Source organism: Alloacidobacterium dinghuense (assembly GCF_014274465.1).
Lineage (GTDB): Bacteria > Acidobacteriota > Terriglobia > Terriglobales > Acidobacteriaceae > Alloacidobacterium > Alloacidobacterium dinghuense.
In genome coordinates, this window is the sequence record NZ_CP060394.1 from 2,519,122 (window position 1) to 2,541,905 (window position 22,784).

Consider the following 22,784-nt stretch of genomic DNA (forward strand, 5'->3'; position numbering starts at 1 on the left):
GTCACAAGTCCTGATGTGGGATTGAGGATGTAGGTGCGTTCCCTTAAACGACGTCCGTTGTCGCCCTCGGCCCATACAGGCAATCAAGGAGTAGCGTGAAGGAAATTCTCAACGTAATTCCCGCGCAAGAGGGCGTCCGTGCAATCAAACAAGACGAAGGAAAACCATTCGACCTCGGCCCGGTTCACTTCAGATGGAAGGTACGGGGTGAGGACGGCGCCCACATCTACACCATGTTCGAATTGAATTTGGCCCCTGGCGGAGGCGTGGATCTGCACAGTCATCCGTCGCCTGAAACCTATTACGTTTTGGAGGGCGAGGTCACATTCTTCCACATCACCAATGGCGACCAGGCAGCACTGGTCTGCGACGAAGGGACTACGGTGATGATCCCGCCAAACGCTTTGCACGCTCTGTTCAACAAAAGTGACAACAACTGCCGTTTACTGGATGTCTCCACTGCTTCCCATCAGTATTTCTTTGATTCGGTAGCGCAGGCCGATCGGCAAGAAAACTTCGGATCTCTGGAACCAACGACGGTAGTTCGCCGCTTATCTGAGATAGCTCGCAACAACGAAATGTATCTCGCTCCCTATGACGTCAATTCCGGCATGGAGGTGAAGTGAATGATGCAGGTAAAAAAACAGCTATTGCCGACGGCATTCACGCGCGCCGCTAATGTTGACTCCACCTTCGCCTATATGGGAAGCCTGATGACCTTTTTTGCGAAAGGCTCGGAAACGAGCGGACGCTTCGCCCTTATGGAGTACTACACGAAGCCTGGGAACGAGCCTCCGTCCCACATCCATGAGCGGGAACATGAGTTGTACTTCGTGCTGGAAGGCACTATGCGCTTCTACTGCGAGGACAAGACTCTAGACATTGGCGGCGGCGACGTCGTGTTTCTTCCCCAGGGTAAGGCACATGCATTCACCTGCACCACCGATGTCGTACGCACGTTGATCTTGGTACAGGCTGCTGGCAAAGATGCTGTAGGCCTTGACAGCTATTTCCTCGCGATGGGCGAACCGGCCGGAAGCATGGTTCTACCAGAATCCGCCGTAACGTATGCGGTCGATGATCCGGAGTACGCGATTCGAGTTGGTGCTTCCACCGGCATACGAATTCTTTCGCCATCGGAGACCCAGCGGGCACTTCCGCAGTACCCCGGCTTTGGTGTGCCGGTTCACTGAACTCTCTCCACCTATGACGAATGACAAAGAGGTAATGAAGACGATACCAGCGTGACGAATACCTTCAGTGAATCAGAAATCGCAAACAACGGAAGTCTAAGGAGTCCGATTACATGCCAACCCTCTTCGATCCCATTCGAGTCGGCGATCTTGACCTGCCGAACCGCATCCTTATGTCGCCGATGACCCGACTCCGCGCCACTACCGACAACATTCCCACCCCACTCATGGTGGAGTACTACACCCAGCGTGCCTCCGCCGGTCTCATCATCGCGGAAGCCACACCAGTCTCACCCACGGGTGTCGGCTACGCGCAGGTCGCCGGCATCTGGTCAGAGGAACAGACTGAAGCCTGGAAACCCGTCATAGCCTCCGTTCACGCCCACGGCGGTCGTATCTTCCAGCAGCTCTGGCATGTCGGCCGCATCTCCGATCCCATATTTCTCCACGGTGAGCTTCCCGTCGCTCCTTCCGCTATCGCTGCCGCGGGTCACGTCTCGCTCGTCCGGCCGGAGAAGCCCTTCGTCACCCCCCGCGCTCTGGAAACCCGTGAAGTTTACGCCATTGTCGAGCAGTTCCGCGTGGCTGCACAGAACGCCGAGCGTGCAGGCTTCGATGGCGTCGAGATTCATGGAGCCAACGGCTATCTCCTCGACCAGTTTCTTCAGTCCGGCACTAATCATCGCACCGACGAGTTCGGCGGTCCGATCGAAAACCGAGCCCGCATCCTGCTTGAGGTTGCCGACGCCTGCATCTCCGTCTGGGGCGCCGGCCGTGTCGGCATGCGTATCTCTCCGCGTCCTGATAAACACGACATGTTCGACGCGAACCCGGCAGAAACCTTTGGCTATCTCGCACGCGAAGCCGGCCGCCGCCAGCTAGCCTTTCTCAACACGCGCGAGTACCGAGCCGACGACTGGCTTGGCCCGGATCTCAAGGGCGAGTTCGGGGGCGTCTACATCGTCAACGAGCAATTCACCTTTGAGACCGCCAGCGAAGTCCTCGCAAAGGGCGAGGCCGATGCTGTGGCGTTCGGCAAGCTCTTCATTGCCAATCCTGATCTCCCGCGGCGCTTCGCAGAGAGTGCGCCCCTGAACCAGCCCGAGCCGAGGACTTTCTACAGCCACGGTCCCGAAGGCTACATCGACCAGCCGAGCCTCGAGACCGTAGCCGACCGCTAGGAACGCGGCACGGCGCAAACTCGCTGACTCAGTTTGCGGAGGGATCGGTCCAACACCGAAGTTCTGGACACGCGTTAGTCTCCAGCCCTCTGTAGAACAGGACTGGGACATCGCACCAACAAGAAGCATTGCAGAGAGATTCTCAGGCTGCGATGCACAGGATGTCGGAAATAGCCGCAGCGAGCGATATCTATCTTGCTCCTTATGTCGCTAACACCAAACCAGAGGTGAAGTAAATGAAAAATACCGATAAACAGTTAATCCCGGCTGCATACTCTCGTGCAGTGAATGTTGACTCAACCATCAAGTACATGGGCCAAGTCATTACGGTTCTAGCGAAGGGTACCGAAACCAATGGGCGATTTGCATTCATGGAAGTCAAAGTGCGGCCGGGGCTAGAGCCACCACCTCACATCCACGAGCGCGAACACGAGCTATTCTTCGTGCTTGAGGGAGCGATCCGTTTCTATACCCCAGAAAAAACCTTTGACGTCCAAGCTGGTGGCGTTGGGTTTCTTCCTCAGGGTAAGCCCCACACGTTCGCCTGTATGACGGAGGAGATCCGCGCACTGATTATGGTAGGCGCCACCGGCGATGAAACGGTTGGAATGGATGGCTACCTTCTGGCAATGGGAGAACCAGCGCGCGACATGGTTGTGCCTGATGCGGCGATCACTAACGAGGTTGGAGATCCCGAGCAAGCAATCAGCGTTGGTGCTTCGTGGGGCATTCGCTTCCTCACGCCGGAAGATACTCGGAAAGCTTTGCCGCTCTATCCCGGTTTCGGGGTTCGTATTTCCTAACAAAGCTATCGGCCAATCATGGGTGAGCCCCACCACGTCCACTGATCGGGAATTGAATGAAAGGTTGTCATGAATCGTCGAGTTTTCACATCGCGTGGATTAGGCGCCGCGTTCGCCGCAATGATCTCTAATGCGGCTGGTGCACAGTCTAAAACTGTCCCAAGCCCATCCGATCTTGCGCAAGAACTCCCCAGCGCGTATCCGGTCCCGGGGGCTTGTCCTGTTCTAAGCGAACTACCGGAACCGCCCTCTGCCGCCACCTCGCAGAAACTCCTGCCCCGCTTTCAAGCTCGGAGAATTCGGACATCGGGCGCTGAAATCAACGTTCTCACCAAAGGCAATGGCCGGCCGCTGCTGCTCATCCACGGCCATCCGGAAACACATCTGACATGGCACAAAATTGCGCCTGCACTCGCCGAGGAATACACCGTTGTCCTTCCAGACTTGCGAGGCTACGGTGATTCGAGCAAGCCGGGATACAGCGACGACAACAACAACTATTCCTTTCGTGCCATGGCTCTTGATCAGGTTGAAGTCATGCGGCAACTGGGACACGAGCGCTTTCTGGTAGCAGGTCACGATCGCGGCGCACGAGTCGCCCATCGCCTCTGTTTGGACCACCCCAGCAGCGTCGAGAAAGTAGCCCTGCTCGATGTAGCGCCCACGCTGACAATGTACGAGCAGACGACAAAAGAGTTTGCGACTAGGTATGTATGGTGGTTCCTTCAGATTCAGCCAGCACCGATGCCCGAACACTTGATCGGCCTCGATCCTGCTTATTACCTCCGGGATCATCTCGCTGTTCAAGGCAAGACACCGGGTGCGATCTCACCTGAGGTGATGGCGGAGTACATTCGCTGCTACTGCTGCCTTGGTACTATCCGCGCCGTATGCGAAGACTATCGCGCCGCGGCCGGACTGGACCTCGAACACGATCGCGAGGATGACAGTAGGAACAGGTACATTCAAGCCCCCCTTCTGGCCCTATGGGGGGCAAAAGGCACAGTTGGCCACCTCTGGGATGTACTCGCAACGTGGAGAGCGAAAAGCAACAATACCGTCTCCGGCAAATCACTCCCATGTGGTCATCTACTTCCGGAGGAGGATCCAGAGGGCGTCCTTGCTGAGTTTCGAGAGTTCTTTAGAGCATGACGCGAATCCGACGCTGGATAGCCGATATCTTTGTCTTGCAACTGATTGCTCTACCGACTTTCGCACAGGGGCCCCAACCCTCAGGGGGCACCGATCGCAGCGTTTGGCTCAGCTACTTCGGAGACCAACCTTTAACGAAACTATGGGCTGTTCACTTAGAAGGTTCTTACAGAAGAACCCTAGGGCTTTCCCAGTTCGAGCAGCTGGAACTGAGACCAGGCATCACCCTGAATGAAAGCCCCGCACAACAGTCACTAATCGCTTACACCTTTTTCCGAACTCAGCCGACGGCGAATGGTTCCTTTGGCCCACCGCCAATCGTTGGGAAGCAGACAGAGAATCGGATTTTCGAGCAGCAACAGATCACCTACAGACTGTTTGATAAAGGAGATTCCGCCCCCCAATTGATTCAGCGTTTCAGGCTGGAGCAACGTTGGCAAGATACCGCAGTGGACGGAAAGGGACACACAGATAAGATCTTTAGTCAACGGGTCCGTTACCGTTTGACGGCCAAGATCCCGCTCGGCCGTTCCGGACTCCCGGAGCATTACTTCGTGGCGTATAACGAGGTTTACGTAAACGCTACCCTCAAGGCGTCATCGCTGTTCAACAGCGACGTCACGTATAGCGCTCTCGGTTCTCGCTTGGGAGAACATTGGGCGGTTGAGATCGGCTATCAGTTTCGCGAGAGTTCTGCAGCCAACGGGGTCACTGGACCGCAAGACCACTCATTGCAAGTGTATCTGCTATCGACTGCCCCTTTCCGACACGTGCGAAAGTGATCTGACTAGATCTGCTGCGTGTCGCAACTAAACAGACCTTACATATGGATACATTCCAGCGGCTTTGTGCACGCGCACCGCTGCGGCGAGAGGTTAGATAACTGGAGGAGATTTAGTTAGCCGTACGAATGACGCTGTACGCTGACTCGCAGCGTGCTTACTTGAACTTCGAAAGAGCAACCTCAATTGTTTCTACTTGTGCCTGGTTAATGAACAAGGAGTGAAGTTATGGCGACTGGACAAATAGAGAGAGGCGCATCGCAACGGGGTCTATTATTCCGCACCAGCCATGCAGTCGGCTCGGCGACGATTCTGGCGATTGCCTGCCTGCTCAGTTATTGGTTGATCACTACGGTCCTGACTCGTGAATACAGCGTTTCACGAAATGATGATTTGCTTGGTGGCATGTGGGCGGTGGTTGCCACCATCTTTGTGTACCGCAGCAGCTACCAGAAGATGGCTCGCGCCGTTGTGTCGCGTACAGTTGCAACGCTGGTGAGCTTTGTCGCCTGCCTCGCTTACCTGCTTTTCTTCCCGTTTCACGTAGTAGGAATGGCCGCGTTGATCGGGATCATCGCTATTATTTTGGCGCTGGTTCGCCGATCCGAGGACATCGTCATGGCAGCCATTACAATCGCCGTCGTCTTGGTCATCGCCGACATTAGTCCGAGGAATGCCTGGATACAGCCCATTTTGCGCCTTGTCGACACTGCTGTGGGGATTTCAGTTGGCATCGCAGCCTCGTGGATCAGCCTCGGCTTGGGTCTAAGTTCGAAATTGGAGCACAGTGGCGCGTGAGAGCTGCTCCCAATAGCAAGGGAGGAGACATGTAGAGGGACTGACGAGAATCGATCCTTCTTCAGCATGACCACGCATCAGGAGGCCCTTTTTACGACGGGGAACTGCCTGGAGCACACGCATCACGAGCGGGAAAGGATAAATGCTTATGAAGAACTTCCATCTTGCTTGCTTGCCGGCAGACGGAATTGGACCTGAGGTGATTGCTTCGAGCCGCCAAGTTCTCGAGAAGCTCACGCAGCTTCATGGCGGAATCTCTTTCGATTTTCAACACTTTGATTGGAGTTCAACTCGCTACCAAGAAAAAGGCTCCATGATGCCTGAGGATGGCCTGCAACAACTGGAGCAGGGAGGCTTCGACGGCATTCTGTTAGGGCCTGTGGGAAGCCCTCACGTTCCTGATCACACCACGCTCTGGGGTTTATTGCTACCAATCCGCCAAGGACTGGAGCAGTACATCAATCTGCGGCCCTTGCGGCTCCTCGAAGGGATCGATACTCCCTTTCGAAGTCCGGGACAGCACTCTCTCGCTACCCGGTGCCACATCCAATCGTGCTCGGACACGAAGGTGCTGGAATCGTTGAGAGCGTAGGCGCTGACGTTCTCAAAGTCGCGCCCGGCGATTCCGTGGTGCTCACCTTCTTGACATGCGGACGTTGTAAGCCTTGTCGCTTGGGAAGGATGGCACATTGCGAGAAGACGTTCCCACTCTGCTTCGGTGGAGCACGGTTGGACGGCAGCACTGCTACACTCGACGGCCAGGGAGAGAAAGTTCACGATCACTTTTTCGGGCAATCGTCCTTTGCCACGTACGCACTCGCCAATGAACGCAACGTGGTCAAGGTCAGCAGTGACGTACCGCTCGAACGCCTCGGTCCGCTCGGATGCGGTATTCAGACCGGAGCCAGCGCCGTAATGAATGCACTGAATGTGAGACCGGGTACAAGTTTCGCTTCCTTCGGCGCGGGCGCAGTTGGGTACTCTGCGATCATGGCAGCACGGGCTGTTGGGGCAACAACCATCGTCGCCATAGACATCGTGCCCTCGCGTCTGGAAATGGCAAAGGAACTGGGCGCGACGCATGCTATTAACAGTAAACAGACAAATCCGGTCGAGGCGATCCGAGATATTACTGGTGGCGGAGTCGATTACTCGCTGGAGACCTCTGGGAACCCCAGTGTGTTGCATCAGGCGATAGAAGCACTCGGATCTCTCGGCACGTGCGGAATCGTCGGAGCAGAGCCGCTAGGCACAGAGGTGAGCTTTGACGTGAACACCCTGATGATACAAGGCAAAGGGATACGCGGCATTCTTGAGGGTGAGAGCGTTCCTGACATTTTTATCCCGCAGCTCATCGAACTCAACGCGCAGGGGCGCTTCCCGTTCGAGAAACTGATGAAGTTTTACAGCCTCGATCAAATCAATCAAGCTGCGCAAGACAGTGAAAAAGGGGTCACAATCAAACCCGTCATTCGCCTATCAGCAGCGTGAGCGGGAAAGGATACTCGATGTCACAGGTCACAAAATCCGCTTTCTTCCGCGCTCGGCGTGGCCCGAGTGGGCTCTCGGCGCGATGCCTCAACGATGATCTGCACCGGTCCGTTGATGAAGCCGATGCGGCGGTCATTGCTACTCGAAGAGACATCGTGTCGGTAACGATCCGGATGGCGACCGGAGCCCGAAACCTTAAAATCACACATCACCGAGACGAGTGCCGGAAATGAAGCATGGAGATGATTATGTCTAAATCGAAACCGATCACCCCAACTGCCGCGATATTTTATAGCGGACTCATCGCTGGAATACTCGATGTGGCTGACGGCTTCGTGGCCTATTACTTCGCTGCGGGCTTCCCCCCGATCCAAGTTCTGCAATTCATTGCCAGCGGCTTTTATGGAGCGGCCGCTTTTCAAAAGGAAATTTCCGGCGCCTTGGTTGGTCTCCTCGCCCATTTTTTCCTGGCCTTCGCGGTCGCCGCCATCTACGTGGGAGCAAGCCGGTTTCTGCCCATGCTAAACAGGGAGGCGGTAATGTGGGGCACGATCTACGGCGCTGCGGTATTCGTTGTTATGAACCTTGTCGTACTACCACACAGAGCAGTCGTGAAATCACCCTTGTCTTTGCCGCTCTTGCTGAACGGGGTTCTCGGGCACGCTTTATTCGTTGGCTTACCGATCGCCTTGGCAGCCCGACGCATTACAAACCAGTCCAGCTTCAGTGCTCAGGCGGCTCAACTATAAATCTGTAGGAGCAACTCCAGACCAGAACATTCCGGAAAAACACGGCCCGCCATTTAGAGGAAGGGTGCGGTTTACTACGGCACAAAACTCTCTGGTGCTTCCAACCACCAGACGAAGAGGTCGCTCAACTTCAAAGACACGGCGCCTGGATGGGCTCAACGACCAACACAATCGCTCCCCGCGGGGTCTTCTGACTGCCTTTGAGCGAACGGTGCCAATCCTTGCGTGAGCGCTACACGAACCACAGGTGAGGTGCGAACTTACCGAGCCGGCATTTGCGCTGGTTGTCTATCTTCCACTGATCGGGGACCCTATGCATTCCGTTCGCTGACGGCGCACCAATAAGGAAAACAAGCCTCGCTAAGGGGAGTGAGAGTACCGGGAGATCCTTTACGTTTTAGACCGGGGAGATGGTTTACAAGCCCTTGCGGTGAGAGTGGCTCTGGTTGCGGGTTTTCGGCGGCCTTTGCCGGTCTTCAGATAGATGATAGTCGTCGCCGTAGCCGTGGGAATGTGGTAATCCCGCAGGGATTTCCAAGGATGTGGGAAGGGTGGAAAGCCGGCTTTTGGGCTTTCCAAGCTTTCCATACTCCGGCATTTTCATGTCCTGCTTTGGAAACGCGTTTCACAAAGTCACAATCACCGCAAAGGCCCGTTTGGGGAAACAGGGAACCACTTGTCCGAGATGCGGACTACACCGACAAATGGACTCCCCTCGCTGGTAAATGAGTGAGTTGGCGATCAAGTGCTCGTTGACAGTTTTCTCTACTCTGACAGCGCCGCCCTCTGAAGGAGCCACCAGATGTATCCGTGTATGCTCACGCGGCCGTTCTCTGCGACGGCTTTGAAGTAGCACAGATGTCTGAGCTCCGTGGATAAAATCCTACCTTACTACTCCTATCTGTTTTGTAGATATGTGTGCTCAGAACAAAGTGCGGGTCCTCTCCTTCCCTTCGAGAATCCATATGGCAGTGACGTTCTCCCTGGGATGTTTACGGGGAGGTGGCCGCGAAGAGGCGCTTTGAACCGTGTCGAAGAAGATCATCAACCTCAGCGCATCGAGCGCGCCGATCCTTCAGTTGGGAGTCCGGGGACACAACGAATACCAAAGCCGGGTGCAGCTCCGTAAGGCACTTGGGGCAGGTGGTAGTAAAGGCTGCAAAATTCAAACGGAGTTGGAAGAAATGACTCAGACACACACACTCTCTCTCCTACCTTGCATATCTCATGGCGTTTTCTTTGTTGAGTTGCGTCAGTCCTTCCCGAGTCAAGTCCAGGCTATCTCGCCATTCGTAGAACGGCTCATTCACTTCATTGCAAAGGCTCGAAGCTTGGTGGGGAGTGAGATTGGCTACTTCGACCGGCTGGACATTGGAATAGCGCTGCATGAGGCGCTAGCGAATGCCATAGTTCATGGCAACCAAGAGGACCCTGACAGGCGCGTTTACATCGTGTGCCGTTGCACTACAGGTGGAGAGGTTTCGATCACGGTTCAAGACGAGGGACGTGGGTTTGACAGCAAAGTAGTACCGGATCCGACAACTCCAGAGAACCGGCTGGTGAAGCACGGGCGCGGGATCTACCTCATGAAAATGTTAATGGACGAGGTTCGTTTCGAGCGGGGCGGTGCACTTGTTTATATGCGCAAGAAGCCCAGGGCTGGGACAGCCGGAGAGAGGAAAGCAGGATGACACAGACAAGCAAGGAGCCCAATACTACAACTTCCATTTAAAAATTGCGGCTCAATAAGTTTTCGTTTAGGAGGAATATGGGAAACGAGAATGTGGAACTTCTTTCGTGCGTTTTCTGCCTTATCAAAGCAGTAATCTTACTATTCGTATTCTTTGCCGTCGCCCTTCTCTGCAAATGGCTCTTACGCTGTATCCCCTGGAAGAGCGTTAAACGGCGTCCGGTCAAACACGCGATGGTGCATTCTCTCGGCACCTTGCGGCCTCCTCGGAATTTCGATGAACTGCTGCTCGGCATTGCGCTGAAAAACCATCAGCAACTACCTCGATCAAGTTTCGCCGGTAGCTGTCGATCCAGTGTTTGCAGCGGAGAGAAAATGATCAACCCACGGGTAACCGACTGAGCTTGCCTTCGGTGGATGAAGTCGCCACCACGTGTGGCCATGAGGAGGCTGATGAGCAGATTTGAATCATCAAAGTTTCGAAACCCGGAGCTGAATCCTGAGCAACGCCACATAGCGGACCAGACGCTCCATAAACCGCAGAGCGCAATGCGGCACTCGCAGACCGGGATGCCAACGGGGGCGAGAGGTCATGGAGCAATGATTTGTGAGGTACCACCGATAACGCGGCCCTCGGTCACAGAACTCGCAGGGCCACTTCGCACGCCGGCGGCCGGTCGGAGACTTGCTGATCGTGTCTGTCTGGTCGTCGGCGCGACGAGCGGCATCGGTCGGGCGACAGCATTGCGGATGGCCGAGGAAGGCGCGGGAGCCGTCGTGGTCGCCGGACGACGGGACTCACTCGGACGGGCGCTTGAAGACGAGCTTCGACTTCGGGGCGCCGAAAGTCTCTTTGTCACCACCGATGTCACCCGCGAGCCGGATGTCGCCGAACTGGTAGAACAGACGATGGTCCGGTTCGGCCGCCTCGACGCCGTATTCAATAACGCCGGATATCTGGAGAGGCGGGCTCGGCTCGCCGAGCAGCCGGGTGATGTCTACGCGCACGTCTTCGACACCAATGTCCGCGCTCTCTTCATCGCCATGCGCCATGAGATTCCGGCGCTGCTGACCTCTGGTGGCGGAGCGATCGTCAACAACACGAGCGTCAGTGGCGTACGGAATCCCAATCCGGGTCTGGCGCTCTATGGTGCCTCCAAGGCTGCGGCCATCGCTCTGACGCGCGCCGCCGCGATGGAATATGCGCCTCAAGGGGTCCGCATCAACTCAGTCGCACCGGGCCGCGTCGTTACGGAAATGATGGTCGCGTCTGGCATTGCCGACATGCGGAGCGTAGCCGCCGGGCTGCCGCTCCGGCGCATGGGACATCCGGAGGAAGTGGCAGCGGCCGCGATTTGGCTTTTGTCGGACGAGGCTACTTACATCGTCGGCCATGTGCTGTCTGCTGATGGTGGATTTCTTGCGGCGTGATCGTTGGCAAGCGTGTTGGCCGGTCTTGAAATGGCCGGCCACACCCGACGACGATAGCACTACGTCTTCGCTGTGGCCCTAGATAATCGCGATCGCACCCACGAGTTTTTCGTCAATAGATTCCTCAGTCAAACCGAGATCGTGCATTAATGCAACCCGAGAAATAGAACTTCCGAGTCATACCGCATCCCACCGCGGCGGCCCAACGGCTCTGCAAAAGCAAATGTTCGAAATAGGTGATTCAGGAGACAAAGCGGCGTTACGCTCCCGACAAATTGCATTGCTTCGACGGCGAGCGTAGTGCCCGGATACGAATTCCGGATATTCTTTGCGGAAGGCTGATACCTGAATTGACGAGCATTGAACATCCCTTGAGGCGTTACCTTGATGGTTCAAGCCGTATAGGGCGCGATGGCCCCACCTAGTGGCCTCTCCCTGTGCGAGCTTTCAATACATGACACTGTGTGATTACCGTCCCCGGTGTGAGAGACAATCGAAATAGATCTTCTCGGGTGCTGCCGCCGGCCACCATCAATAGCCTTACGAAATTTCACAAAGCCCAGTAACCGCAATCGTTTCTCCCCGCGTATTCCTCTACAGATGCGCCGAATATGACGTAGGCTACATCTTTCATGGTCGATAAGAAGGTGGTCGACTCACGTCCGGCTCCGGCAAGGGGCGGGCGAGCCTTCATTTCCTGCTGAGAATGCCTCGCGCCGATGGCCGGGGACCACCCGTCGCCAAAAGCATTACTAGTCTCGGTTAACGCACGTGTTTTCGTCCTATCTTTTCTTGCGATAGGTATCCCCGGAACAAAGCATGAGCCCTCCCTTCCCTCTCGGAATCGAACATTTGTAACGACGTCTTTCTCTGGCAGGTCGGTAATAAGGTGACAGCGATGCATATTCTTCTCCTCAACCTAGGTATGAAATCTGCCCAGGATGTAAAGCAGGCCTTATCAGGTCAAGGCTATGAAATCACTACAGGCCGCACTCGGACGGTTGACGAAATTCGCGTTCTTTTCCCGGAGGTCTTAATTACAGAGGCAACACCATCCGACCTCAGCTGCTGCGGCTTGATCAGCCAGATCAAGGCGGATCCTGATCTGCGAACGCTCAAGATTGTGATAATCATTCATGGTGGCGCCCTGGAACGTACCCGCGCGTTGGACTTGGGCGCCGACGACGTCATCTCCTTTCCGTTTGAACCATTGGAGTTCGCAGCGAGGATCAGGACGCAGTTTCGTGAGAGACAACCAGAACTTGAGCTCGAAGCAAAGCTGAACGATGCATTGCAAAGAGAGCACTTGGCGGAGAGTGCTGTGGAAGCTCTGAGTGACGGCATGAATGCCAAACGGGGCTTTCGGTTGCTTCCGGCGATCTATGTTCTCAGCGCGATAGTGGTTTTGCCAGCACTCGCAACGATCATTTCGAACCGGCACAGCCGGAAGGATACGCTCCAACTCAAAGCCGAGGTTGCGCAGTTGAACGGCGGAATCTTGCAACAGGGAGAACTCCTGCGCCGCACAGAACAAGCGCGTGCGTCCCTGAACGCAAGCGACGCTTCGGTAATTCGCGAATCGTTGAAGGCGCAAACCGAAGAGCTCCGCAGAGAGATAGCGGCGAACAGCGATACAGATGGCGAATCTCTTAAGAGACAGCTTCAGGAGACTCAGAATCGCGTGGGCCGGCTTGAGGATGAGGACCGGGTAGCGGAAACGATCGTTCACAGATATGGACCGAGCATCTGCCTGTTGCACGTGGTAGTAGGCTTTCGAGACAAAGACTCCGGACAGTTAATTCGTATCTCCGCTGATGCCACAGATAAGGCGGGGGTGGACGACTTGGGGATGGTATCTCTCGGAACTGGGGGAACTGGACCGCCTCTGCAGCTTGACGTCTTTGGCACAGGATTTCTCGTAGCACGCGACGGACGTCTCGTCACCAATCATCACGTTGCGGAGCCCTGGTGGAGTAATGAGAACTTGAAGCAGCTTCTGGATGGGGGTGCTGTTGCGTACGCCGTGTCTTACACAGCGTACTTCCCCGGGACGCTTCAGGGCATCGCGGCTAAGCTCGACCGAATTTCGCCGCATGCCGATTTGGCAACTCTCAAGTTACAGGCTCCTGCGCCGCCTCATACCGCACTTGTGGAATTCGATGATCGCAGTGAAGCCAGTGTGGCGGGCGATCCGGTCGTGTTGATTGGATACCCCACAGGAATTGAAGGCATCCTCGCTCGTGGAGGAGACGACGTCGCACAAAAAGTGGTGGGGAACACCCAGGAGATGACCCAGATTGTTTCGCAGTTGGCAGCTCAAGACCTCATTCGCCCTACGACTACGCAGGGACACATCGGAGATGTTCTCAAGGGCGAGATTATTTACGATGCAGCGACCACGTCCGGCGGTTCTGGGGGCCCGCTCTTCAATCGCGATGGCAAGGTGATTGGTGTGAATCGGGCCATGCTGAGTGACTTCGGCGGCTCGAACATGGCGGTTCCCATCCGTTACGCCGATGAGTTGGTGAAGTGAGCAGCCATGTCCGCCCGCGCTTTAACACACAGAGGAGATTCAAAAACATGAACATTTTTCGGTGCACCGCTGAATTCTCAATCCGTCGTTCGAATAAGCAGAACCTGGTTTCCCTGTTGTTGTGGGCTCTGTGCTTCGCCATTTCGCCTCAAAGCCTTCTTGCCATTCAGGATCAGGACGTACCTCCACCCCCGCAAGATGCGCAACAGAGTCCCGAGCAGCTACAGCAGTTGGTTGCGCCCATTGCGCTCTATCCGGATTCGCTCGTGTCGCAGATCCTGGCCGCGTCCACTTACCCCGAACAAGTCGTCGAAGCCGACAGATGGGTGCAAGCGCATCCTGCATTGCAAGGCGAAGCTTTGGGACAAGTTGTGGACCAGCAACCTTGGGATCCGAGTATCAAGGCCCTCACTGCATTTCCATCGGTCCTTGGCAACATGGATAAGAACCTTTCATGGACCTCGTCTCTAGGCGATGCCTATTACAACCAGCAATCGGATGTGATGGCTGCGGTGCAGGCAATGCGTCAGAAGGCGCAAGCCGCCGGCAATCTCCAATCCGAACCGCAGGAGACGGTTACGACGCAAGATTCGAACATCAGCATTGAGCCTGCCGACCCGGATGAGGTCTACGTCCCCGCCTACGATCCGTGGGTGGTCTACGGAGATCCCGTCGCGCCATGGCTGGGCTGGTACCCGTATCCCGGAATCTGGTTTGGCGGTTCGAACCTTTACTTTGGCGCCCACTACGGAATCGGTTGGTACCGAGGTTATGGATGGGGCTGGAATCATTGGGGCGCCGATTGGCGTGGCCGGTCCGTGCTCTATGACCACAACAGGTTCCACTCAAGCAGCACGACGTTCTATAACCGGAACACCTTCGACCGGGGCGGCGTTGAGCGCTTCGACCGCCGGGAGAATGACAACCATCCTGTTGAACCTCCCCGGCCTTTCTATGGAGACACCAGAGCTGCTCGAGGATATGCAGAACCCCGCGGTGAAAGCAGTATCCGCTCGAACGCCTTCAGCGGTTACAACCACGGCGGTGAGGAAAGGGGCTTTTCGTCACGCGGAAGCGAAAGCTTCGGCGGAGGTGGAGGGTTCGGTGGAGGCGGAGGGTTTCACGGCGGTGGCGGGCGGCGATAACTGAGCTTCGTTATGCCCGTGACTTGAAAAGTTTTGAATGGAGAATCGACCTATGTGGCGAAAACAATTGAACATCTATATATCTCATTGCACCCGGCTTTCGCAGTTCGCCGCGCTGGCAATTCTTCTGGCGGGGTGCTTTCCCAGCCGTTCCATGGCGCAGCAGCTAGGCCAGAAGACATTTTCATCGCCGGAAGAAGCCAGCAATACACTGTTCACGGCACTGCAGAGTAACAACGAACAGGAATTGCTCGATATCTTCGGACCTGACAATAAACAAATCGTCAGGTCCGGCGATGAAACCGAAGACTCCCAGAGCCGGGCTAGTTTCGTCGAGAAATATAAGGAAATGCACCGCCTGGCAAAAGAGCCGGATGGAACCACTACCTTAATTATTGGCGCCAGAAACTGGCCCACACCCATACCACTCGTCAACAAAAATAACTCGTGGTATTTCGACACCGAGGCAGGCGCGAAGGAAATCTTGTTCCGGCGCATTGGTCGCAATGAAATATCCGCGATTCGCGTTTGCCAGGAACTCACGGCGGCCGAAAAAGAATATCGATCCAGCCAACACGACGAGTACGCAAGCAAGATCTTCAGCGATGAAGGCCAGCATAACGGCCTTTATTGGAAGGTTGCCGATGGCGAACCCCAGAGTCCCATCGGCCCGTTGGTAGCGTCGGCCGTCGCCGAGGGCTACGCTAAGGGTCAGGGCGGGCCTCCCACCCCTTACCGTGGTTACTATTTCCATATCCTGACGAAGAAGGGGAAAAATGCCCCGGGCGGCGCGAAGTCTTACATCGTCCATGGCAAGATGACGGAGGGTTTCGCTTTCCTGGCCTATCCGGCGGAATACAGGTCCTCCGGCGTCATGACCTTCATCGTGAACGAGGATGGAGCGGTACTACAGAAAGATCTCGGCAAGAAGACCGATGTTCTCGCCAAAACCATGAAGAAATACAATCCCGATTCCAGTTGGCGAAAGGCCGACGGGCAGCAGGAGGAGACTGCCGGCGAGCCCCAAAGCAAATGGCAAGTGGGCACCATCACTGCGGTGCAATGCCGTCAAGCTGCTGATGCCGATCCTTCTATCAGCAGTTGTGAGGTTTCCTTGAAAGTCGGCGACACCGTTTATGTCGCGTTCTACAAATCGCCGTTTGGCAGAGATACCGTGCTGTTTGCAACAGGTCGTGACCTCGAGGTTTTGATCGGGGAGAACACCATAATGTACAACGATCTCCTGGGTGATTCATTTCAAGTGCCGATTCTGAGCCACACGATCGTTACCGCGCAGGCCGGTCAATGAACCGCTTGCGTCACCTCGAAAACTCTGAGTGAACCCTAAAATGCCGGGCGCGAGCCTCGTCCTCGGCGCTCCACATAGCAACAGCGTCGGTGGCATCAGCCAGAGTCGTGGATATGGCGCAGAGTCGATTAACTCGAGGAGCAGGAAAGTGGTATGAGCAACGAACTGATCGTAAACGGCAACTTTTTCCAGGAAGGTTTACGAGCACTCGGGACCGATATGTCGCGGATTTTGCATCGGCCTCTGTTTACGCTTGGCACAATTGCAGTCTCTCCGGCTTTCATTTTCGAGTCGCTCATATTTTTTGCTGCACTCACTCTGGTTTCCGGGTCGGCAGAGAGGGTACTCCGCACACGCGTTCTCGTGCGTACGGCGCTCGATGTGGAACACCGTTACAGGCTGGCCCGCTTATTTTCCTTAACAGTTTTCATAATCGTGCTGATCGTAGGGGTGGATACGGCAGGAGTCGACTTGCGCAGTCTGGCATTACTTAGCAGCGCTCTCGGGTTGGGAGTTGGCCTCGGGTTGCAGTCTATTGTCGCGAACTTTCGTAGCAGAACTGATTCTGCTCATGGAGCGGCCCGTCAAGTTGGGAGATCGAATTGACGTCGGAGGCACTAACGGAGAGGTCATGCGCATTCGGAGGCCGCAGCACATGGGTTTGCACGAATGACAATGAGATCATCATCGTCCCGAACACCAATTTCATAACGAATAGCGTAACTAACTGGACGGCTAATGACGCGAAGGTCCGTTTTGCGATCAAGGTGGGCGTTTCCTATTCGAGCGATCCTCAAGAGGTCAAGGCCCTTTTGCCCGACCTTGCAGCCCAACACCCCGATGTCCTGCGCGACCCACCGCCCGAGGTGATCTTCAGCGACTTGGGCGACAGCTCGCTCATTTTCCTTCTGCGGATATGGACGGCCAAAGAATTGGGAAATCCACAAGCACTGAAAAGTGATCTCTACTTCTCGATCTTTGACGCGTTTCGCGAGCACGGCATTGAAATGCCCTTCTCTCAGCTCGACCTGCACTTGAGGACCGTGGATGCATCTATCATCAATACGCTTCCAAACAAGTCCATTCTCAGAAACGGACAGCATAATTCCTCGATCAAGCCAGTGACAGCAAAGCGCTAGCCGAGTACGTCATGAAGAGAAGGTCCTCTTCCGAACTTGTCTGCCCGTCAAATTAGCGTCTCTTCGCGAGGGCTGCAGCCGTGTCCGTGTTCGTGGTCTTGCGAGATTCTCATGCAGGCCGTTGTTCCAGGCAGCACAGCCGTGGCTCGACTTAGGATGAGGTTCTGTCTTGTAAGGTGCGACAGGACTTGCGCTGATGCTCCGTAAGTTCGGACTTTGGGAGCACGGTGTGGTACTTCCCTTCAGCGAAACCACCAAGGTTGATCGCTCACTGAGTTGACCACTTAGGAATCGGCGCGTCTACCAGACGCTTAGGATGGGGCGATGGACCGCATCATCAATCTTCAAAATGCGACTTTGGCGACCTAGGCCTATCGTCCCTGGACGCGTACGTCCAACGACAACCAGGTCTGCGGCTACCCGGTTGGCTGCATCGGTGATGGCCGAAACGACGTCGCCCGTTTGCCGTAGAAACTCCGCGCCGTTTCCAAGCTGTTCATGCGCGCGTGTTAACCATGGTCCTATTCCGGAAGAGAGGCTAGCATTTGCAGGACGCCTAGTAGTGTCTTCTTCGCGTCCGTCTATGACAGTGAGAAACGTCACCTTGGCTTGGAAGGCTTTTGCGAGTGTCAGCACTTTTTGGAGAATCCTGTAATTCTGGGCTTCCAGCGTCAAGTCTCGCTCAAAATGCACGGCGCATAAAATGCTATTGATGGACAACTTGTCTGCTGCTTCCACATGTTCTGTGATCCACACCGAGGCGGCAGATCGATGGAGGATCCTCGCTGTCAACGAATCGCGTAGGAGGCGAGACACGATGCTCTGATGAGCTCTGGGTAACATGATCAGATCGACGTTTTCGTGCTTGGCAAAATGCTCAATCTGGTCAGCCGCATCGCCACTTAGTATTGTATGGCGCGCGACGTTCTCGCCGAAGTAGTGATCGGAAAAATGCTTCAGATCCGCAGTACGCTTAGCAATCAAATTGGCAAGGTCATGGTACATAGACCCATCGTTTCGTTCAGGCGAATATCCAAGCGCTTTGGGATCGACGACATGCAGTGTACTCAAGGCGGCATTAGAGCCGTCCGTCCATGCCTTAACATGGCGCGCGGCTAACACACATCGACTAGAGAAATCGACGGGAAAAAGAATTCTCGGCGTCTTCGTGAGCAGGGAGCATTGGTTAGAGTTCTTCACACGTCTCCATCCTTGTCAATGAGCCCTCCGCATCTATCTGGCTGATTCGCTACTGCATCGGACCATCCTTTGCGTAATATTTCTCTCAAATCGGTGAGGAACTCATTCGTGTCATTCTTGTTGAGGGTTGCGGTCGGGAATGCATCATGTTGACCGGACGTCTTCGCAATGGAGACTACAGCTGTGAGCGAGTCGGACGCTGCCACTAAGCAGGTCAGGGGTTCTCGATCCTTTGTGGGCATTGAATGGCACAGAATGATAAGGTCGGAATCGCCGGCCTGAAAGCAATCAACCACCTCTTTTGCTGATGATGCTGACGCGACCAGGTATCTGGCAGATTGCGGGATCTGACTTCGAGTTCCTAATAGCGATAGATCAAGGCCAACAACCAGGACCACAGCTGACGGCATACACACCTCGACTGTCGGAAAAACGATTTTCTACGAATAAAGGGCATGAGCATTCCGAATCGCCTCTCCCTGCGACAAGAATGTCTTGTGAATTTGCATCCGAACTTCAGCCGCTCACCCATCTTCACAACCATGTTGAACGTGCCCTCGGCTGGGACACTCGTCTGTAAAGCCCTTCGTGTTCACTCAGCCAACGAAGGAGTGATCTCCTTGCCCTCGCCAAGCGAGTCTTTGTCGCGGCAAGCGAAGCCCGTGTCCGTGCGGCGACTTCTATCAGGGAGTTCTCCTGCGAATAACGAATTTCGATGGTCTCTCGGAGTAATGGCGGCAAACATCGTACAGCCTCTCGAAGCTTGAGGTCTCTCTCGCGCGCCAGAAAGTGGCGCTCCGGATCGAGTGCCGGATCAGGCCGCTGTAGATGGGGCAAAACATCATCGTCGAAAGAACTCTCAGGATGAGACCGCTTTTTCCGAACCATCATCAGCGCAGTGTTAATTGCAATGCGCGTAAGCCAAGTAGAAAACTTAGACCTTCCGTCAAACGCATTGAGGTGAGTGAAAGCCTTCAGCAAGGATTCTTGCAATGCATCCTCTGCGTCTTCTTTGCTTTGGATGATCCGTCGAATCACATGCAAAGTCCTCTTCGAGTGGCGCCTGCACAGTTCGGCAAAGGCCAGATGCATTCCAGCTTTTGCGGAGCTGACAAGGGATTCGTCAGACGCAACTGCTAGCACGTTGCCCTGTAGAGACTCTGCTCCTGCGTCAAACTGATTCATCGGTTCCTCCATGCATCGATCTACACATAGGTTGCGAGAGTTGACCAACTCTGACCCAAACCCCGAGCCTTTGGGATTTTTTAGGTGCGGGCAGGGCTTGAGAGTTACACCAGATCATCGCTACGTTTTTTGACTGGAAATGGGACTGGTCTGCGTCAGAGCAGCGGAACGTCTTAGTCATGATGATTGACCTTCCTTCGTTTCGAGTTATGAGCGGGTGTGTCTCGTAATTCCCAAGCGTTTCTTCCTGGGCGAAGCGCGAGTCGATGTGTCTAGCCTCACAACGTTGGGATCTTGGTTGTGTCCCAACCACCGCCCAGTGCCTTGACCAGGAGCACACTCGCGTCCAGGCGGCGCTCAAGAATATCCAGGTCATTGCGCTGATTGTTGAGCGCTGCTGTTTGCCAGGTAACGACCTGTAGATAGGTATCCACTCCACCTTCATAACGTGTCTGAAAGAGGTCAAGGGACTGCTCCGCCGATGCCGTGGCCTCATGCTGTTGTTGCGCTTCATTTTCGAGTATGCGCAAAGCCGCCAGACTGTCTTCTACTTGCTGAAATGCCGTCAGAGCTGTTTGCCGATAATTTGCTACCGTAGCGTCATACTGAGCGACGGTAATGTTCTTTGTGGCGCGGCGGCGGCCAGCGTCGAAAACGGTTTGAGACAGCGCTGGTCCAACAGCCCAAAAGCGGCTTGGCCAGTTGAACCAGTTAAGTGCTGACGTCCCCTGAAAACCGGCAACACCGCTCAACGAGAGTGTGGGATAAAAGGCCGCCTGGGCGATACCGATCTGTTCATTCGCGGAAGCCACTCTGCGTTCATCTGCCGCGATATCGGGGCGACGCTCCAGCAAGGCGGACGGCATCACTCCGGGGATATCGGGCATGACCTGGGAAGCCTGGTCAAGAGGAAGAGGCGGCAGTGTTAGCTCCGCGGGAGGTTTACCGATCAGGACAGCGATGGCGTGCTCGTATTGCGTGCGCCGTACTTCGATGTCGGTACGCTGGACGCGGGCTTGGTCGAGCTGCGTTTTGGCCTGGGCCACGTCTGACTGAGGCGCGGCACCGCCTTCGAAGCGGTCTTGGGTAAGTTCCACCGCGCTCTGGTAAGCAGTCACGGTGTCATCGAGCAGCTTTTCTTGCGCGTCCGCCAAGCGCAATCCAAAGTAGTCCAATGCCAGCTCAGCATGAAGGCTGAGCCGGGCGCTTTCAAGATCCGCGTCGCTGGCTTGAGCCTGCTCCCGGGCGGATGTCACACCGCGCCGCACTCGTCCCCACAGATCGATTTCATAGTTCAAATCGACTGGCAGGACGAAGTTGCCCTCACCATTGTTGGCAACGGTGTTATTGAAGTACGGCTGATTTTCGGATTCGCGAACAGCGGAGATTGACGGCTCAACGCCGATGGTAGGTGCTTCATTTGAGCGCGCGTAGCCAATCTGCGCACGCGCCGAGCGAAAGTTGGCTTCTGCCGCCTTAAGCGTTTGGTTCGCACTATCGACCTTAGCCTCAAGCTCATTCAATTGTGGATCCTGAAATAGGGTCCACCAGTCACCCTTGAGCTTCGTGTCGCTTGGCTGGCCTGGCTTCCATCCATCCTGTTCGGCAAAGGACGCCGGCGGCGTCTCCTTGAACGACGGCGCCGTAATGGCAGCAGGCGTCTTGTACTTCGGTCCGACCATGCAGCCGGCCAGGGGCAGAACCGTCACCGCCACCGTTAATGTAAGTGCTTTTCTCATTGCGCATCCCCCTTCTCGACATTCACGCGCTCTCCCTGCGCCAGTGAGTCCGGTGGATTGAGGATGACCTGATCTGCAGGGGCGAGCCCGGAAATGATTTCAACCTTGGCCCCATAGTCCTGCCCGATCTGCACCGGAGCCAGTTGTACACGACCGTCGCGCACCACACCGACACGCAATCCTTCCTTGCGAAACAGCAAAGTGTTTGACGGCAGCGTCATGGAGGAATTCGAAGGCGGAATGGGCAGATGAATGAACGCATACTGGCCCGGAAACAGCTTATGTTCCGCATTGATGACATCGACCTCAACGTTCAGGGTCCGACTGGAGATGTCGATCGCATCTGAATTGCGAACGATAGTCCCCGTGAACTTCGCATCTGGAATCGCGTCTGAGGTGACAGCCACGTGGTCGCCGTTGTGCACCTCGTTGGCATATACCTCAGGGACGGGAACGAAGAGACGCAGCTTGCCCGTCGAGGCCATATGAAACAGCTCCAGCTTCGGGGAGTTGATGTCTCCCGCCTGAATCAGCGCTCCGATATCGACGCTGCGGGCGGTGATCACACCATCGAATGGCGCATATACCTTTTCAAATCCTTGTAGTTGCTGTAATCGGCGCACATTGGCCTGAGCTGCCGACAGGACAGACTGGCGAGCGTTGAGGTCACTCGTCGCCTGATCAGTTTCCTGTTTTGAGACCGCGTTCTTGGCCAGCAGTTTCGTCCAGCGGTCGGCAGTAATTTGGGCGAGTTGCTGGTTTGCCTCTGCCGCCGCCAGGTCTGATTGCGCCTGCTGTACCTGTTGGTCGAGCTCTGGCGTTTCGATCTCGGCTAGCAATTGTCCGGCATAGACATGGGTACCGATGTCGGCATACCACTTACGCAAATATCCACTAGTACGGGCATAGATGGGCGTGTCGATGAAGGCCTGCGTGTTCGCTGGCAACGTGATCTCCTGCGCCGCCGCTCCCTGGACCGGCGAGGTGACGGCAACTGAGAGGACAGCATCCCGCCGGGTAGTCGTCGTCAACGTCTCTTCGGTATAAACGCGAGTGCGAATGCCCTTAGCAATGAAGACGCCGAGCAGAAGAGCCGCAAGAATGCCGGCGATAGCCGGGCCCCTCCCGAGTTTCCGATCGCGGCCGACAACGATAGGTGGTGTGGCTTGAGCTGTATGGCCATGATGGTCATTTTGTTCGGGCGCCCTGCCCTCCACTAGTTGATTCATTGAATCTTTAATTCCGTCTTGTTGTTGCATCGACT

Annotated in this window: 20 protein-coding genes; 16 read left to right on the forward strand and 4 right to left on the reverse strand. The window is 55.4% G+C overall.

The window, feature by feature from the left end:
* The first annotated feature begins 95 nt into the window (after window positions 1-95).
* From H7849_RS10255 to H7849_RS10330, 16 genes are all read left to right on the forward strand, one after another.
* Window positions 96-626: a cupin domain-containing protein gene (locus H7849_RS10255; RefSeq protein ID WP_186746249.1), complete on the forward strand. Its 531-nt coding sequence runs from the start codon at window positions 96-98 to the stop codon at window positions 624-626.
* Window positions 627-1,193, forward strand: coding sequence for a cupin domain-containing protein (locus H7849_RS10260; RefSeq protein WP_186746251.1), 567 nt, complete (start codon window positions 627-629; stop codon window positions 1,191-1,193).
* Window positions 1,194-1,306: 113 nt separating this feature from the next.
* Window positions 1,307-2,374, forward strand: coding sequence for an alkene reductase (locus H7849_RS10265; protein WP_186746252.1), 1,068 nt, complete (start codon window positions 1,307-1,309; stop codon window positions 2,372-2,374).
* A gap of 236 nt (window positions 2,375-2,610) precedes the next feature.
* Complete coding sequence (locus H7849_RS10270) at window positions 2,611-3,177, forward strand: cupin domain-containing protein (RefSeq protein WP_186746254.1); 567 nt, start codon at window positions 2,611-2,613, stop codon at window positions 3,175-3,177.
* 69 nt (window positions 3,178-3,246) lie between these two features.
* Window positions 3,247-4,329: an alpha/beta fold hydrolase gene (locus tag H7849_RS10275; RefSeq protein WP_222439791.1), complete on the forward strand. Its 1,083-nt coding sequence runs from the start codon at window positions 3,247-3,249 to the stop codon at window positions 4,327-4,329.
* Window positions 4,326-5,111, forward strand: a complete 786-nt coding sequence (locus H7849_RS27390) for a DUF2490 domain-containing protein (RefSeq protein ID WP_432756532.1) — start codon at window positions 4,326-4,328, stop codon at window positions 5,109-5,111. The genes H7849_RS10275 and H7849_RS27390 overlap by 4 nt, the downstream gene beginning before the upstream one ends.
* 228 nt (window positions 5,112-5,339) lie before the next feature.
* On the forward strand, window positions 5,340-5,909 hold the full coding sequence (locus H7849_RS10285) for an FUSC family protein (protein ID WP_186746257.1): 570 nt from the start codon (window positions 5,340-5,342) through the stop codon (window positions 5,907-5,909).
* A 148-nt stretch (window positions 5,910-6,057) separates the two neighbouring features.
* On the forward strand, window positions 6,058-6,501 hold the full coding sequence (locus H7849_RS10290; protein WP_186746259.1) for an isocitrate/isopropylmalate family dehydrogenase: 444 nt from the start codon (window positions 6,058-6,060) through the stop codon (window positions 6,499-6,501).
* Complete coding sequence (locus H7849_RS10295) at window positions 6,462-7,400, forward strand: NAD(P)-dependent alcohol dehydrogenase (protein WP_222439792.1); 939 nt, start codon at window positions 6,462-6,464, stop codon at window positions 7,398-7,400. The genes H7849_RS10290 and H7849_RS10295 overlap by 40 nt, the downstream gene beginning before the upstream one ends.
* Before the next feature lie 248 nt (window positions 7,401-7,648).
* Window positions 7,649-8,149, forward strand: a complete 501-nt coding sequence (locus tag H7849_RS10300) for a hypothetical protein (RefSeq protein WP_186746263.1) — start codon at window positions 7,649-7,651, stop codon at window positions 8,147-8,149.
* Between the two features lie 1,028 nt (window positions 8,150-9,177).
* On the forward strand, window positions 9,178-9,840 hold the full coding sequence (locus H7849_RS10305; RefSeq protein ID WP_186746265.1) for an ATP-binding protein: 663 nt from the start codon (window positions 9,178-9,180) through the stop codon (window positions 9,838-9,840).
* Between the two features lie 452 nt (window positions 9,841-10,292).
* Window positions 10,293-11,270, forward strand: a complete 978-nt coding sequence (locus tag H7849_RS10310; RefSeq protein ID WP_222439793.1) for an SDR family NAD(P)-dependent oxidoreductase — start codon at window positions 10,293-10,295, stop codon at window positions 11,268-11,270.
* An 898-nt stretch (window positions 11,271-12,168) separates the two neighbouring features.
* Entirely contained in the window at window positions 12,169-13,803 is a 1,635-nt protein-coding gene (locus H7849_RS10315) for a trypsin-like peptidase domain-containing protein (RefSeq protein ID WP_186746267.1), read from the forward strand.
* A 47-nt stretch (window positions 13,804-13,850) separates the two neighbouring features.
* A complete protein-coding gene (locus tag H7849_RS10320; RefSeq protein ID WP_186746269.1) occupies window positions 13,851-14,948 on the forward strand; it encodes a DUF3300 domain-containing protein in 1,098 nt (365 codons plus the stop codon).
* 154 nt (window positions 14,949-15,102) lie between these two features.
* Window positions 15,103-16,257, forward strand: a complete 1,155-nt coding sequence (locus H7849_RS10325) for a DUF2950 domain-containing protein (protein ID WP_186746271.1) — start codon at window positions 15,103-15,105, stop codon at window positions 16,255-16,257.
* Between the two features lie 602 nt (window positions 16,258-16,859).
* Entirely contained in the window at window positions 16,860-17,396 is a 537-nt protein-coding gene (locus H7849_RS10330) for a mechanosensitive ion channel family protein (protein ID WP_186746273.1), read from the forward strand.
* A gap of 300 nt (window positions 17,397-17,696) precedes the next feature.
* Here H7849_RS10330 and H7849_RS10335 read toward each other — a convergent pair whose 3' ends face one another.
* The 4 genes from H7849_RS10335 to H7849_RS10350 form a co-directional block, all read right to left on the reverse strand.
* Window positions 17,697-18,596: a universal stress protein gene (locus H7849_RS10335; RefSeq protein WP_186746275.1), complete on the reverse strand. Its 900-nt coding sequence runs from the start codon at window positions 18,594-18,596 to the stop codon at window positions 17,697-17,699.
* A gap of 534 nt (window positions 18,597-19,130) precedes the next feature.
* A complete protein-coding gene (locus tag H7849_RS10340; RefSeq protein ID WP_349627465.1) occupies window positions 19,131-19,793 on the reverse strand; it encodes an RNA polymerase sigma factor in 663 nt (220 codons plus the stop codon).
* A 266-nt stretch (window positions 19,794-20,059) separates the two neighbouring features.
* Window positions 20,060-21,520, reverse strand: a complete 1,461-nt coding sequence (locus H7849_RS10345) for an efflux transporter outer membrane subunit (RefSeq protein WP_186746278.1) — start codon at window positions 21,518-21,520, stop codon at window positions 20,060-20,062.
* On the reverse strand, window positions 21,517-22,749 hold the full coding sequence (locus H7849_RS10350) for an efflux RND transporter periplasmic adaptor subunit (RefSeq protein WP_251106731.1): 1,233 nt from the start codon (window positions 22,747-22,749) through the stop codon (window positions 21,517-21,519). Before H7849_RS10350 ends, H7849_RS10345 begins: the two co-directional genes overlap by 4 nt.
* Window positions 22,750-22,784: the final 35 nt, after the last annotated feature.